Source organism: Intrasporangium sp. (assembly GCF_040414665.1).
Classification (GTDB): Bacteria; Actinomycetota; Actinomycetes; order Actinomycetales; family Dermatophilaceae; genus Intrasporangium.
Genome location: NZ_JBEDUL010000033.1, coordinates 33,890 through 46,949, shown reverse-complemented (window position 1 = coordinate 46,949; position 13,060 = coordinate 33,890). Strand labels below are relative to the sequence as shown.

Below are 13,060 nucleotides of genomic sequence, written 5' to 3'. Positions count from 1 at the left end.
CTGGTCGGCCCTGACCCCGCGTGGAGGGCGGGGACAGGGCCGACCGGCCCCCTGCCGAACCGCCGACGTCAGTCGAGCGGATCGGGTACCGCGACGACCGTCCACGGCGGGCTTCCCGGAGCGCTGTCGAGCTGGCTGTTGACGACGAGGTAGCGGTCCCGCGAGGCCGCGACCGTCGTCGGCGTCGAGAAGTCGGCGTCCGTCGTAGCGGCCACCACGGAACCGCTATGCCACTGGGGGTCCAGCCGGGCGACGTAGAGCCCCTGGCCCGTGTCGGGGGCCCCATAGTTGAGGACTCCGCGGACCACGTCTCGCTCGAGCACCATCCCGTCGGGCCCGAAGGTGCCGAAGATGCTGCCATCCATCACGACGAACTCGGCCGCTGCCGCTTCGGTGTCGACCCGGATGAGTGCACCGAGGCCCTGGGCTGAGACGAGGAGGCGCGACCCGTCAGGCGAGGCGACGATGCCATTGAGGTAGAACCAGCCCGGCTCGAACGACGGCATGAGCTGCCGCGCTCGCAGCCACGGCCGCAGCTCGCCGATGACGTTGCCCCGCAGGTCCATCCGCCAGACCAGTGCATTGGCGGAGTCGGTGACATAGACGGCGTCCGAGGTGATGACCAGGTCGTTCAGATAGGTCGACGCCACCTCATCGGCAGTGGCCGCGCCGGGCCAGCAGCTCTCCATCGGAGGAGTACACGTCGACGCCCGATGGACTGGCGACGAAGACTCGGCCCCTCGCGTCGGCGTGGACGCCGAGCGCGCTCGATCGTCCGACCTCGGACCCGCGCGCAAAGGTCCGCATGGTCGCCGAGCCGACGGAACCGACGTGGACGTCTCCCGTCCCGGACGACGTCACGTAGATCCGGCCGGCCGGCGTGACCTCGATGCCCTCGGGCAGCACGCCCTGCTCCTCGCTCACGACATAGGTGCTCGGCAGGTCACTCCGCCCGGGCTGACTCGGCACCTGCCTCTCGGCCGCCGGCTGTGCGCCTGCCGAAGGTCCGTGCAGCAGGGCGGCCGCTGCGAGAACCGCCGAGACGGCGATGGTGGCCAAGCGGCTCGGTCTGGGGCAGCGGGGCGTGGGCATGCGGGCCTCTCACGGTCAAAAGTACTTCGGACCCGAACCACTATGCCGCACCTGCGGCGCCCGCGAAATAGTTCGGATCCGAAGTTGTTTGATCGTGACCTTGGCCTTGGGACGACCGATGCCGCCCACCGGGTCGGTGGGCGGCATCCGTCATGGGGGGAGTCGTGCCTGCGGTCAGCCCTTGCCGCTCGCCCGGAACGCCCGCCAGGCGTCACTCATCCGCTCGGCCTGGCCCTCCGTGAACATGTCCATGCAGGAGTCCTGCGAGTAGTCCATGAAGTTGTGGATCGGGTCGAGCCCCGGGGCGGCACACGTGTCCGCGCCGACCGGGCAGTTGAACTGCGGGTGCGCCTCCTTCGGCGTGTCGGCGACGAAGTCTCCCGAGGCCGAGCACCCGGCGTTGAAGGTGTGGTGCAGTCCCAGCCAGTGCCCCACCTCGTGGGTGAGCGTGTCGCCCAACGAGTACTTGCCGGCGGTGCCCCCCGGCATCGACTCGTCCAGCATGACCACGCCGTCGACGTAGTCCCGGCCGTTGTTGTAGCCCTTGGGGAAGTACGCCCAACCAAGCAGACCCGCGCCGATGTTGGCGGTGTACACGTTGAGCGTCTTCGAGTCGCCCTCGTGGAGCGCCTTCTTCATGTCGCGCTCGGCCTTCCCGGGGACGACGTCGTACCACGCGTCGTTGACGACCCAGTTGATCTTGGCCAGCTCGAAGCGGAACGGTGTGTCGGCGGCGTCGGACGCCGTCGCGCCAGAGTAGGAGTCGTTGAGGACCGTCATCTGGGCCTCGATCATCGTCTCCATTCGGGTCTTCTCCGCAGCGGTCAGCTCGTGGTCGGAGATGGAGTGGAAGACCGTCTCGATCGTGACGCTGCCGTTCGGCATCCGGGGGAAGTCGGGCAGGACGCCATAGGCCTTGGCCTCGTTGTCGGGGGCGAGCTTCGGCTCCTTGGCACCGCTGCCGTCGCGGACGCGCGCCACGTCGGCGAGGCCTCCGCCGTCCGCGCACTCGGCCACAGCGGGGGAGCTCGTCGCACCTGAGTTCGCCGGGGCCGCGGACGTGACCGGCGTCGCGCCGCTGACGACGAGGGCTGCGGCAGCGACCGTGCCGAGCAGGGCCAGCCGCGCTTGGGTGTTTCTCAGCATCAATGTGGGACCTTTCGCAAGCGATCTGGGCAGGGCGGTAAAGGACGCTGAGACGCTACCGTCGATCTCGTGCCCGCGGGCCCTTTCGGCCCCCTCGATCTGGCAGCGCAGCGCCGGCCTCGAGCGCCCCGATCACCTCGGCCAGCACGGCGCGGGCCTGCTCGACGTCGAGATCCTGGGACACGGGTCGCCACACCCGACGCACGGCCCGCACCGCCGCCGCGTGCACTCGCCGCCCCTCGTCCGTCAGTCGGAGGTCGACCGAGCGGCCGTCCGTGCCTGGGGTGCGGCTCAGGATCCCGTCGCGGACGAGCTTGGCGAGATGCGCGCTGAGTGTCGACGGCTTGGTGCCGATCATCTCCGCCGCCTCCGACGGCGTCATGCTGCCCAGTGCATCGACCAGACTCGTCACCGCATAGCCCGTGGGCGTCAGGCCACTGGACGCCAGCGCCGTGCGCAACATGGCGCCGAGGCCCTCGCCGGCCCGCAGCAGGTCGAAGAGCAGCCCGAGCTCGGGCGGGCGGCGTGCGGTCATGGGTCCAAGGATGCCCGCCGGGAAGGGCAGCCGCGCACGGAAGGGAGCGGAGCGGCATACGGCGTCGACAAGCGAGAAGAAAAGGGAGCCCGGCTCGCGAACGAGCCGGGCTCCAGTGGCGGTTACACGTACCACAACGGGCCAGCCGCCGAAGTTCTCGGCACCCACTCTGGGCAACCCCGGCGACGATAGTCGCGTCGACCGGCCGCCCGCAGTGACGTTGACCGGATCGTGACCAATCCGTCGCGGTTTCGCTGCATGATGGCTTCGGTACTCGCCGGTACGTGCAAAGGAGCGATCATGACCAATCTCGCCACCAACCTCGTCGCCACCGCGCAGCGGCTGCCGGACAAGACCGGCCTCAAGCTCGACCGGGCCGAGGTGACGTGGGGGCAGCTCCATGGCGCGGCGGCCCAGGTTGCGGGGCAGCTGCGCGCGGCCGGCCTGGAGCCGGGCGATCGAGTCTCCCTCATCCTGCCGAACGTCCCGGCCTATCCCGTCCTCTTCTACGGGACCCTGCTCGCCGGCGGCATCGTCGTGCCGATGAACCCGCTGCTCAAGAGCGGCGAGATCGCGTACTACTTCGAGGACGCGGGCACGAAGTTCTCCTTCGTCTGGCCAGACTTCGCCGAGGAGGCCCGCAAGGCAGCCCAGATCGCGGCCATCGAGGGCATCGCCACCCAGGTCATCGAGTGCACCCCGATGGGTCCGGTGGCGGGGGCCCTGCCAGACGGCGACCCGGTGACCGAGCCGGTCGAGCGCGCCGACGACGACACCGCGGTGATCCTCTACACGTCGGGCACGACAGGCAAGCCGAAGGGTGCCGAGCTGACCCACTTCAACCTGCACCGCAACGCCGAGCGGTCGGCCACGGACATCATGGAGATGACCGAGGACGACGTCATCATGGGCTGCCTGCCGCTCTTCCACGTCTTCGGGCTGACCTGCGGGCTCAACACGAGCGTCCTACGCGGCTGCAGCCTGACGCTGATCCCGCGCTTCGACCCGGCGAAGGCGCTCGAGGTCGTCGGCCGGGACCAGGTGACGATCTTCCAGGGCGTGCCGACGATGTACGCCGCGATGCTCAACCACCCCGACGCCGAGACCGCCGAGACGTCCAGTCTGCGCACCTGTGTCTCCGGGGGGTCGGCGCTTCCGGAGGCCGTGATGCGCAACTTCGAGAAGACCTTCGACGCCCAGATCCTCGAGGGCTACGGGCTGTCCGAGACCTCGCCCGTCGCATCGTTCAACATGCCGGACCGGCCGACCAAGCCCGGCACCATCGGTCGCGCCATCCCCGGCTGCGAGATGAAGCTCGTGGGCCTCGACGGCACCGACACGGCGCCCGGCCAGATCGGCGAGATCGCGATCCGAGGCGAGAACGTCATGAAGGGCTACTGGCGGCGGCCGGACGCCACCGCCGAGGCGATCCCTGACGGCTGGTTCCGCACCGGGGACCTCGCGACGGTCGACGAGGACGGGTACTACACCATCGTCGACCGCAAGAAGGACCTCATCATCCGCGGCGGCATGAACGTGTACCCGCGCGAGGTCGAGGAGGTCCTCTACACGCACCCCGACGTCCTCGAGGCTGCAGTCGTCGGGGTGCCGGACGCGACGATGGGCGAGGAGATCGGTGCCGCCGTGGCCCTCCGACCGGGGTCGTCGACGACGTTGGACGAGGTCCAGCGGTACGTCAAGGAGCGGATTGCGGCGTACAAGTACCCGCGTCGCGTCTGGCGACTCGATGAGCTGCCCAAGGGCCCGACGGGCAAGATCCTGCGCCGCGAGGTCCACCCGCCGGCCTGATCTTGGTCGTATGCCGCTGAGCTGGGTTCGCGTCCCATGTGTCCTGGCGTCGTGTGCTGCCCTTCGTGATCGTTATCGGTTCTCGGCCCGGGGTAGTGGAGCGGGATCACTCGAAGCCTTCAGAGGTGTGGGCGGTCGAGATTCTCTGGCGCGGTCATTTGACGCCGCGCCCAAGATTGGAGAACGCATGTCCCAGCACACCACCGGACCGACGTACGGGAGCCTGCCGGACACGGACCTACCGGAGACGGGCCCGACCTACTCGACCGGCTCGACCAGTTCGAGCGGTTCCACGACCGAGGCGGCCAAGCACGCTGCTCGGGAGACGACCGAGACGGCGAAGGGCGAGGCCCACCACCTTGCCGACACCGCGAAGAGCGAGCTGGGCAACGTCGCCTCCACGGCGACCGACCAGATCCGCCGGCTCATGGACCAGTCCCGTTCCGAGCTGACGGAGCAGGCGCGGTCGCAGCAGCAGCGCCTCGCCACCAACCTCCGGACGCTGACCGATGAGCTCGACTCGATGGCCGCTCACGGCGACCAGCAGGGTGTCGCGCATGGCTTGGTCCGTCAGGTCTCGCAGCAGGCTCGCACGCTCGGGGACTGGCTCGACGGCCGCGAGCCCGGCGCCGTCCTCGATGAGGTCAAGCGGTTCGCACGGCGCAAGCCTGGCACGTTCCTTGCGCTCGCGGCCGGTCTCGGCCTCCTGTCCGGCCGCATGACGCGGGGCCTCAAGGCCGCATCGCAGGACGAGGACTCGCAGTCCTACCGAGCCAATGGCTACACCGCCTATGGCACGCCGGCCTACCCCGCCGAGACGACGTACCCGACGCAGACAACGGTTGTGGACGGCCCGCTCGCCACGACGGGGACCACGGCGGGCTACGCAACGTCGACCGAGTCGACTGCGGGCTACCCAACGTCGACCCAGACGACGGCGGACTACCCGGCGTCGACCGAGTCCCTGCGGGGTGACGCCCGATGATCGAGGTGCCCGGCGCGCGCGAGGCGCCGCGCCACGATATGCACGAGAGGTCCGACACCCTCCCGGGCGAGCCCCTCGGCAGCCTCGGCGACGTCGTCTCGGACATCGCCAGGGACATGTCGACCTTGCTCCGGCAGGAGACCGAGCTCGCCAAGGCGGAGCTGCGAGAGTCGGCCCAGCGCGCCGGGAAGGGATCCGGCCTGCTGGGGGGCGCGGGACTCGCCGGCTGGTTCGTCCTGCTCTTCCTGTCCGTGGCCCTGTGGTGGGCGATCGGCGACGCCGTGGGCCTGGGCTGGTCCGCCCTCATCGTCGCCGTCATCTGGGCCATCGTCGCGGCCGTCCTCTACTCGATGGGCCGCAGCGAGCTGAAGCGCATCCAGGGCCTGCCCAAGACGGCCGAGACGGCCAAGCACATACCGGAAGCGATGAAGGGACACGAATCATGACCGACTACGAGACCGAGAGGCTGCGCAGCGAGGTGGAGCGCACCCGTCAGGACCTCAGCGACGACGTCAACCGGCTGGGAGCCACCGTCTCCCCGAGCAGCATCGCCGAGCGACAGAAGGCCAAGGTGAGCCAGCGGGTCACCGGATGGAAGGACCGGGTCATGGGAGTCGCCGAGGATGCCAAGGAGTCGACGATGGGCGCGGCCCACGGCGTCGCGGACACCGGCCATTCGGCTGTCGACAGCGTCCACGAGGGCGCGCACGACGTGAAGGTCAAGGCGCGCCAGCAGACGCAGGGCAACCCCCTCGCAGCCGGCGTGGTCGCATTGGCCGCCGGCTGGCTGCTCGGGTCGCTCCTGCCTGCGTCCGAGAAGGAGAAGCAGGCGGCAACCGCGATCAAGGAGCAGGCGCAGCCCGTCATGGAGCAGGCCAAGACGGAGGTGAAGGAGGCCGGCAGCGAGATGGCCGAGCACCTCAAGCAACCGGCGCAGGAGGCTGTCGAGGAGGTCAAGACGGCGGCCAGCGACTCAGCGCAGGAGCTCAAGTCCGAGACCAAGAGCTCGGCGGAGACGGTCAAGACCGAGGCGCAGGAGCGCGCTCAGGACGTCCAGCGCTGACGCTCAACCCCATCTTTGGGTCGTGGGCTCGGCCTCGGTCAGGAGGTGACCTGACCGAGGCCGAGCTCACGGATCTCGGCGATGGTGCGGGCACCGGTGAGCGCCATGGTCAGGTCGAGCTCGGCGAGCAGGTGCTCCATGACGGCCCGGGCCCCGGCGCTGCCGCCGACGCTGAGCCCGTAGACCCAGGGACGCCCGATGAGGACCGCGTCGGCACCCAGGGCGAGCGCCTTGTAGATGTCGGCGCCACTCCGGATCCCGCTGTCGAAGAGGACCGGCACACGTCCCTCGATCTCCCGCACGATCGCGGGCAGCGCGCGGAGAGACGCGACAGCACCGTCGACCTGGCGCCCGCCGTGGTTCGAGACGATCAGCCCGTCGACGCCATGGTCGACCGCCTTGGCCGCATCGGCCGGGTGCTGGATCCCCTTGAGCAGCACGGGCATCCGGGTGCGCTCACGCAGGGTCGCGAGGTCGCTCCACGTGAGCGACGGCCGGGAGAACACCTCCAGGAAGGTCTCGACGGCGGCCCGCGGTAGGGGCGACCTGAGATTCTCCCTGAGGTTGCCGGGCCAGTGCCGCGCCATGGAGACGGCTGCGGCGACGGCGGACCTGGTCGGACGAGGCCTGGGCTCGCCGGCACTCGCCGGGTTGGTCACCCGCTCCTCGACGAGACGACGGAAGACCGGGTCACTGACGTACTGCGCAATCCCTTCGGCGCGGACGAAGGGCAGGCTGCCGAGATCGAGGTCCATCGTCCGCCAGCCAAGAGTGTGCGTGTCGAGCGTGACGACGAGGGCATCGCAGCCGACCGCCTCGGCCCGGCGCACGAGCGACTCGACGAGGTCGTCGTTGCTGCTCCAGTAGAGCTGGAACCAGCGCGGACAGTCCCCCAGGGTGGCGGCCGTCTCCTCCATCGGCCTCGAGCCCTGGGTCGAGATGACGACCGGGAGCCCGAGCTCACCAACGCCCTCGGCGAGCTCGATGTCGGAGCGCGAGTGGACGAGCTCGAGGGCACCGACGGGGGCCAGCAGGACCGGCGCCGGGAGCCGCCGGCCGAGAAGCTCGACCCCGAGCTCGCGTGCCGAGACGTCGACGAGCATCCGCGGCACGATCGGGTGGTCGTCGAAGGCGGCCCGGTTCGCGGCGTCCGTGCGGTGCTGCCCGGCGCTGCCCGCGACGTAGGCCCACGCGCGAGCACTCATCTTCCTCCGGGCCGCTCGCTCGAGGCGGCGCGGCTCCACCGGGGCTGCCGGCAGCCGCCCGAAGAGTCCCTCCCGATAGATCCGGCTCTGGACCCGCCGGCCGATGCTCTCCTGCTCGCTCATGCGGTCAAGGATGCACCCAGCCTTACCCAACGAGTGAACAACTCTCGGACCGAAAGCTGTTCACTCGATCGGATGGTCAGTTGATCTCGACGTCGCCGGAGCCCGTCCTTACCTTGATGAGCTGCTCGGCGGTGTTGCTGGACGTGACGTTGACGTCCTTGTCCCCCGAGCCGGTCTCCACGTCGAGGCGGAACTGGTCTGCGTCGGGAGCGTCGATCGAGACGTCGCCGGAACCAGTCTGGACATCGAGGCTGTCCGGTGCGGACGGCAGCTCGACGTTGATGTCGCCGCTGCCCGCCTCGAGGACGACGCTGCCCGTGTCGGAGTCGAGTCTGAGATCCATGTCACCGCTGCCGGTACGGACGTTGACCTTGGCCGCCCGGGAGTCCAGGCCGACCTCCACGTCGCCGCTGCCAGTGTGCAGCAGCACGTCAGAGCTGCTCAGCCCATCGGCCTCGACGTCCCCCGAACCAACCTCGAGGTCGATCGCGCCGAGCGCGCCACCGAGGACCACGTCCCCGGATCCGCCGCGGACCGTGACTGCGGTGGTGTCGGGCACGCGGACGACGTAGTCGATCCCGCAGCGCCACGACACGCCTTGACAGTCGGCTCCGGAGATGGTGACGCCGCCGGCCTGCCAGGTCTCGTTGGGCTTGGGCTTGCTGCCACCGAGACCCCAGTTGAACCGCCGGGTCACCTCGATCGTGCCGGCAGGTGCGCCTCCGACGACCTCGACGTCGTTCGAGCTGATGCCGAAAGAGATCGAGTTGCCCGTGAACGGCAGGACCTGGGTCTCCGTCTTCGACTCGGTGATGACGCCGAAGCTACCGATGATGAGCGCCAGCCCGACACCGGCCACGGCCAGCCAGGGGCCCGTGGAGCGGCGTGCGGGACGCGTGGGGGTCGCCGGTTCGCTCGGTCGCGGCGGGGCCTGCCACTGGCTCGGCGTGCGCTGGGGTGGTGGGGATGACGGGGTCGGCGAAGGTGTCGGAGCCGCCTCAAGGGTGTCGCCATGAATCTTGTCGTCAGGCACATCCGAGACCGGAGGCATGGACGGCCGCGGGAGGAATGGACCCTGGGTCGGGGTGTCTGCTGAGCCGCCCGGCGGTGGAGCGCTGGGTGTGGAGGTCACCGCACCACCGTAGGCGCGACCCGTGACCTGGTCCACGGCATATCCGCGCCTCGGGAGCACGTCAGGGGATGAGCTTGCCCGGATTGAGGATCCCGGACGGGTCGAGCTCGGCCTTGATCGCGCGGAGCAGTCCCACACCGACCTCGCCGATCTCCGCGGGGAGGTGGGCCCGGTGGTCGGTGCCGACCGCGTGATGGTGAGTGATGGTCCCGCCGGCATCGATGATCGCCAGGCTCGCTGCGGCCTTGACCTGAGCCCACTGCGCGAGCGGGTCCTGGGACTCGGGCGTGAGGAACGTGAAGTACAGCGAGGCGCCGTCGGGGTAGACGTGCGAGACATGGCACAGGACGACGGCACGGCGTCCGTCGACCTCCAGTGCGCCCCGGATCGCGGCACCGACGGCCGCGTGCAGGCGGGAGAGATTGGCCCACGTCGTGGCCGTCTCGAGGGTCTCCACGAAGAACCGGTGGTCCATCAGCTCGTCCCGCAGGTAGGGCCCCGAGAACCGTCCGAGCTCCCATGCCCGGGCCACCTGCTTGGGCAGCGGCCGACCCCCAGCCTGCTTCAGCAGCTGACGGGCGGCGCCACGCCGGTGGCCGAGCTCGCGATCGTCGGTCCCCTCCCAGACGAGGACGAGCAGGGCGGGCCGGTCGAGCCCCCGTGCCCGGACGTAACGGAGCAGGCGCCGGCCCGAGCTCCCGGCGAGGGTGAGGTTGACGCGCGTCTCGTCCTCGTCCGACAGCCGGCAGATGGTCGGCAGCGCAGCTCGGCCGAGCTCGTGGGCCAGCCGGTTCAGCGCCTGCGCGCCCGCCACGAAGGACGGGAAGACCCACGCTGCGTGCTGCTTCGCGGTCGGCAAGGGCGCGACGCGGAGCGTGACCTCGGTGATGACACCCAGCGTTCCCTCACTGCCGACGACGACGTCCAGCAGTCGGGGGCCGGCGGCTGAGGCGGGGGAACGTCCGCCGAGGACGAGCTCGCCGCGCGGCGTGGCGAGCCGGACCCCCACCACGTTGTCGTCGATCCGGCCGTACCCGGTTGAGGCTTGGCCCGCTGACCGCGTTGCGACGTAACCGCCGATCGTTGCCTCCTGATGGCTCTGTGGGTAATGCCCGAGGGTGAGCCCGTGCGCCTGCAGTGCTTGCTCTGCCTCTGGGCCCCGGAGACCCGGGCGCAGGGTGGCGGTCCGGCTGATGGTGTCGACGGCGACGACGTCGTCGAGCCGTCGCAGGTCGAGCGCGATCACGGCGGTGAAGCGCTCGTGATCGGTGCCCGCCCGCACTCCACCGACGACACTTGTGCCGCCGCCGAACGGGACGACCGCAACGCGGTGCTCGGCACACACCGTGAGCACGGCGGCGACCTCAACGGGACTACCAGGCACCACCACGCCGTCGGGCGCGTTCGACCCGTCGCCGGTGCGCAGCCGGTACAGGTCCGGATAGCTCTTGCCGCCGGCGTGCTCGATGCGCCAGATCCGTTGCAGATGAACGTGATCCGGTCCGACCACGTCAGCCAGCGCCGCCCGGGCGGCTACCCCGTCGCGCCCCTTCCCCAGCCGTGAGGGTGCGAGCGCGACGTCCTCGAGCGCGACGGGACGTGAGATCTGCCGCTGGCCGGTGCCGACGCCGCGCAGAGCGAGCTCGGTCCGGAGGAACCGCCACGCCGCGTCGCTCAGCGGATGAGCATGCGTCGGGTCACCCCAGCCGTGCCATACGGACCGCGGGATGACCTCGGTGAGAGAACCTGACACATGTAACACTGTTACAGAAAACGTTTCATGAGTACAGTGATTGTCATGGACACTGCCCGCCTGGTCGCTCCCAGCACCGACGAGGCACTGCTCGCGGCCGTCAGGGACGAGGTCCTCGCCTATGGCGTGCGTCGTGCCACGGCAACCTCCATCGCCCAACGAGCTGGCGTCTCACGCGTGACGGTCTATCGGCGCGGAGGTGGCATCAGGCAACTTCTCCTCGATGCCCTCGTGGCCGAGTTCCGCAACGCCGTCGAGGAGGTCACGGCTGAGGTCCTCACGGAGCAGTCGCCCAGGGACGGCCGGGCCGCGGTCACCGCCACCGCCGTGGCGATGGTCCAGAAGCTCAGCCACGCACCCCTCGTCGCAGCCCTGCTCAGGCATGACCCGGAGATGCTTCTTCCCTACCTCGTCGACCGCCACGGGCGCAGCCAACAGCTGATGATCGAGGCGATGAGCAGCGCGATCGTCGCAGGCATGGCGGACGGCTCCATCCGCGACGGTGACCCGGTGCTCCTGTCCGTGATCCTCATGCACGCGCTCACGCCGTTCGTCATCGGCCTCGGTGTCGTGACCGCCAAACACGACCCCACCGAGGTCCTGGCCGAGGTGCGACGCCTCGTCGATGCCTATCTGGCCCCGGGGGCCACGAGCTGAGGAAGCCGCCAATGACCGTGTCCATCAACGCGCGGACCCGCTCGCAAGCCCTGCACCGACTGGCGAGTGAGACGTACGACGTCATCGTCGTCGGTGGGGGCGTGACCGGCGCGGGGGTGGCCCTCGATGCGGCCTCGCGGGGGCTGCGCACCGCGCTGGTCGAGCGTCATGACCTCGCCGCAGGCACGAGCCGCTGGAGCTCCAAGCTCGTCCATGGCGGCCTGCGCTACCTCGCCAAGGGCGACGTGGCCATCGCGTGGGAGTCGGCTCGTGAGCGGCACGCCCTGATGACCGCGATCGCCCCCCACCTGACGCGGGCCATGCCGAACCTCGTTCCGCTGGGCGCCGCGACACCCGCCCCGACGGGGCTCGTCCTCGAGGCCGCGATCCGACTCGCCGACGGTCTGCGGGTGGCGGCGGGCACCCCGAGGAGGCTGCTGCCCCGGCCGTCACGCATCAGCGCCGCCGAGGCTCTCGTCCTCGCCCCAGGACTGCGGTCGGCCGGGCTGCGTGGCGCCCTGCTCTACTGGGACGGGCAGCTCGAGGACGATGCACGACTCGTCACGTCGATCGCTCGGACGGCGGCGGCTCATGGGGCAGACGTCGTCACCCGGTGCAGCGCGACCGCGCTCGCGGACCGCAGCATGATCCTGCGCGACGAGCTGACCGGGGAGTCGTTCGAGGCACGCGGCCACGTCGTCAACGCGACGGGTGTCTGGGCCGGTGAGCACGAGCCGTCCGTTCACATCCTGCCGAGCCGTGGCTCCCATCTCATCGTCCGCGCAGCCGCTGTCGGATCCCCGAAGGCGATCTTCAGCGCGCCAGTGCCGGGCCACCGGGCCAGGTTCGTGTTCGCCGTGCCCCAACCGGACGGGCTCGTCATCGTCGGCCTCACCGACGAGCCGGCACCTGGGGTGGACGGCCTTGCCCCGGCCGTGCCGGACATTGACGCACGGTTCCTTCTCGACACCATCAATGCGGCCCTCGCGCGGCCGCTGGAGGCCGGGGACGTCGTGGGCCGCTACGCCGGGCTGCGCCCTCTCGTCGAGAACGGGGGTGGGACGAGCGCCGACGTGTCGCGCCGCCACCTGCTCGTGGACGAGCCCGGGAGGGCCGTCACGATCACCGGGGGGAAGCTGACGACGTACCGCCAGATGGCCGAGGACGCCGTCGATGCCGTATGCCGCCGAGCCGGCTCTCCGGTCGCGTGCAGGACCCGCTCCCTCCCCCTCGTCGGCGCGGCGCCGCGCGATGTCCTCGGACGTGTGGCGGCGCCGTCGCGGCTCGTCCGCCGGTACGGCACCGAGGGAGTGACCGTTTCGGCGCTGCGCGACGCCCATCCGGACTTCGCCGCGCCGGTGAGCGACTCGTGCCCGACCCTGGGCATCGAGTTCCTCTTCGGCATCCTCCACGAAGGCGCCCTGATGGTCGAGGACCTGCTCGAGCGGCGGACTCGCGTCGCGTTCGACGAGGCCGCCCTACCCGCCGCGCGCGAGCTGGCAGAGCGCGCCCTGGACCGCGCGAGTGAGCTCGTCGGGCCCGCGAATTGAGTCGCCCCGC

At 70.3% G+C, this 13,060-nt stretch carries 13 protein-coding genes; 6 read left to right on the top strand and 7 right to left on the bottom strand.

Annotated elements, in window-relative coordinates:
• Positions 1-68: 68 nt before the first annotated feature.
• From ABF401_RS04050 to ABF401_RS04035, 4 genes are all read right to left on the bottom strand, one after another.
• Positions 69-689, bottom strand: a complete 621-nt coding sequence (locus ABF401_RS04050; RefSeq protein WP_353508256.1) for an SMP-30/gluconolactonase/LRE family protein — start codon at positions 687-689, stop codon at positions 69-71.
• Positions 652-1,092: an NHL repeat-containing protein gene (locus tag ABF401_RS04045; protein ID WP_353508255.1), complete on the bottom strand. Its 441-nt coding sequence runs from the start codon at positions 1,090-1,092 to the stop codon at positions 652-654. Before ABF401_RS04045 ends, ABF401_RS04050 begins: the two co-directional genes overlap by 38 nt.
• Positions 1,093-1,266: 174 nt before the next feature.
• Positions 1,267-2,238: a zinc metalloprotease gene (locus tag ABF401_RS04040; protein WP_353508254.1), complete on the bottom strand. Its 972-nt coding sequence runs from the start codon at positions 2,236-2,238 to the stop codon at positions 1,267-1,269.
• Between the two features lie 55 nt (positions 2,239-2,293).
• Entirely contained in the window at positions 2,294-2,773 is a 480-nt protein-coding gene (locus tag ABF401_RS04035) for a MarR family winged helix-turn-helix transcriptional regulator (protein WP_353508253.1), read from the bottom strand.
• A 300-nt stretch (positions 2,774-3,073) separates the two neighbouring features.
• Here ABF401_RS04035 and ABF401_RS04030 point away from each other — a divergent pair, with 300 nt between their 5' ends.
• The 4 genes from ABF401_RS04030 to ABF401_RS04015 all read left to right on the top strand — a co-directional run bounded on the left by ABF401_RS04030 (position 3,074) and on the right by ABF401_RS04015 (position 6,630).
• Complete coding sequence (locus ABF401_RS04030) at positions 3,074-4,582, top strand: long-chain-fatty-acid--CoA ligase (RefSeq protein WP_353508252.1); 1,509 nt, start codon at positions 3,074-3,076, stop codon at positions 4,580-4,582.
• A gap of 187 nt (positions 4,583-4,769) precedes the next feature.
• The gene (locus tag ABF401_RS04025) at positions 4,770-5,567 is read left to right on the top strand and encodes a hypothetical protein (protein WP_353508251.1); all 798 of its coding nucleotides are present in this window, start codon (positions 4,770-4,772) and stop codon (positions 5,565-5,567) included.
• Positions 5,564-6,013, top strand: coding sequence for a phage holin family protein (locus ABF401_RS04020; protein ID WP_502908190.1), 450 nt, complete (start codon positions 5,564-5,566; stop codon positions 6,011-6,013). The genes ABF401_RS04025 and ABF401_RS04020 overlap by 4 nt, the downstream gene beginning before the upstream one ends.
• Positions 6,010-6,630, top strand: a complete 621-nt coding sequence (locus ABF401_RS04015; RefSeq protein ID WP_353508250.1) for a DUF3618 domain-containing protein — start codon at positions 6,010-6,012, stop codon at positions 6,628-6,630. Before ABF401_RS04020 ends, ABF401_RS04015 begins: the two co-directional genes overlap by 4 nt.
• Positions 6,631-6,668: 38 nt before the next feature.
• On the opposite strand, the gene ABF401_RS04010 is transcribed toward ABF401_RS04015, so the two are convergent.
• The 3 genes from ABF401_RS04010 to ABF401_RS04000 all read right to left on the bottom strand — a co-directional run bounded on the left by ABF401_RS04010 (position 6,669) and on the right by ABF401_RS04000 (position 10,843).
• On the bottom strand, positions 6,669-7,958 hold the full coding sequence (locus ABF401_RS04010) for an alpha-hydroxy-acid oxidizing protein (protein WP_353508249.1): 1,290 nt from the start codon (positions 7,956-7,958) through the stop codon (positions 6,669-6,671).
• 76 nt (positions 7,959-8,034) lie between these two features.
• On the bottom strand, positions 8,035-8,817 hold the full coding sequence (locus ABF401_RS04005) for a DUF4097 family beta strand repeat-containing protein (RefSeq protein WP_353508248.1): 783 nt from the start codon (positions 8,815-8,817) through the stop codon (positions 8,035-8,037).
• A 334-nt stretch (positions 8,818-9,151) separates the two neighbouring features.
• The gene (locus tag ABF401_RS04000; protein WP_353508247.1) at positions 9,152-10,843 is read right to left on the bottom strand and encodes an FAD-binding oxidoreductase; all 1,692 of its coding nucleotides are present in this window, start codon (positions 10,841-10,843) and stop codon (positions 9,152-9,154) included.
• Between the two features lie 45 nt (positions 10,844-10,888).
• On the opposite strand from ABF401_RS04000, the gene ABF401_RS03995 reads away from it, so the two are divergent.
• Together ABF401_RS03995 and ABF401_RS03990 are read left to right on the top strand one after the other, a co-directional pair.
• Positions 10,889-11,500, top strand: a complete 612-nt coding sequence (locus tag ABF401_RS03995; RefSeq protein WP_353508246.1) for a TetR/AcrR family transcriptional regulator — start codon at positions 10,889-10,891, stop codon at positions 11,498-11,500.
• Positions 11,501-11,511: 11 nt separating this feature from the next.
• Positions 11,512-13,050, top strand: coding sequence for a glycerol-3-phosphate dehydrogenase/oxidase (locus ABF401_RS03990; RefSeq protein ID WP_353508245.1), 1,539 nt, complete (start codon positions 11,512-11,514; stop codon positions 13,048-13,050).
• Positions 13,051-13,060: the final 10 nt, after the last annotated feature.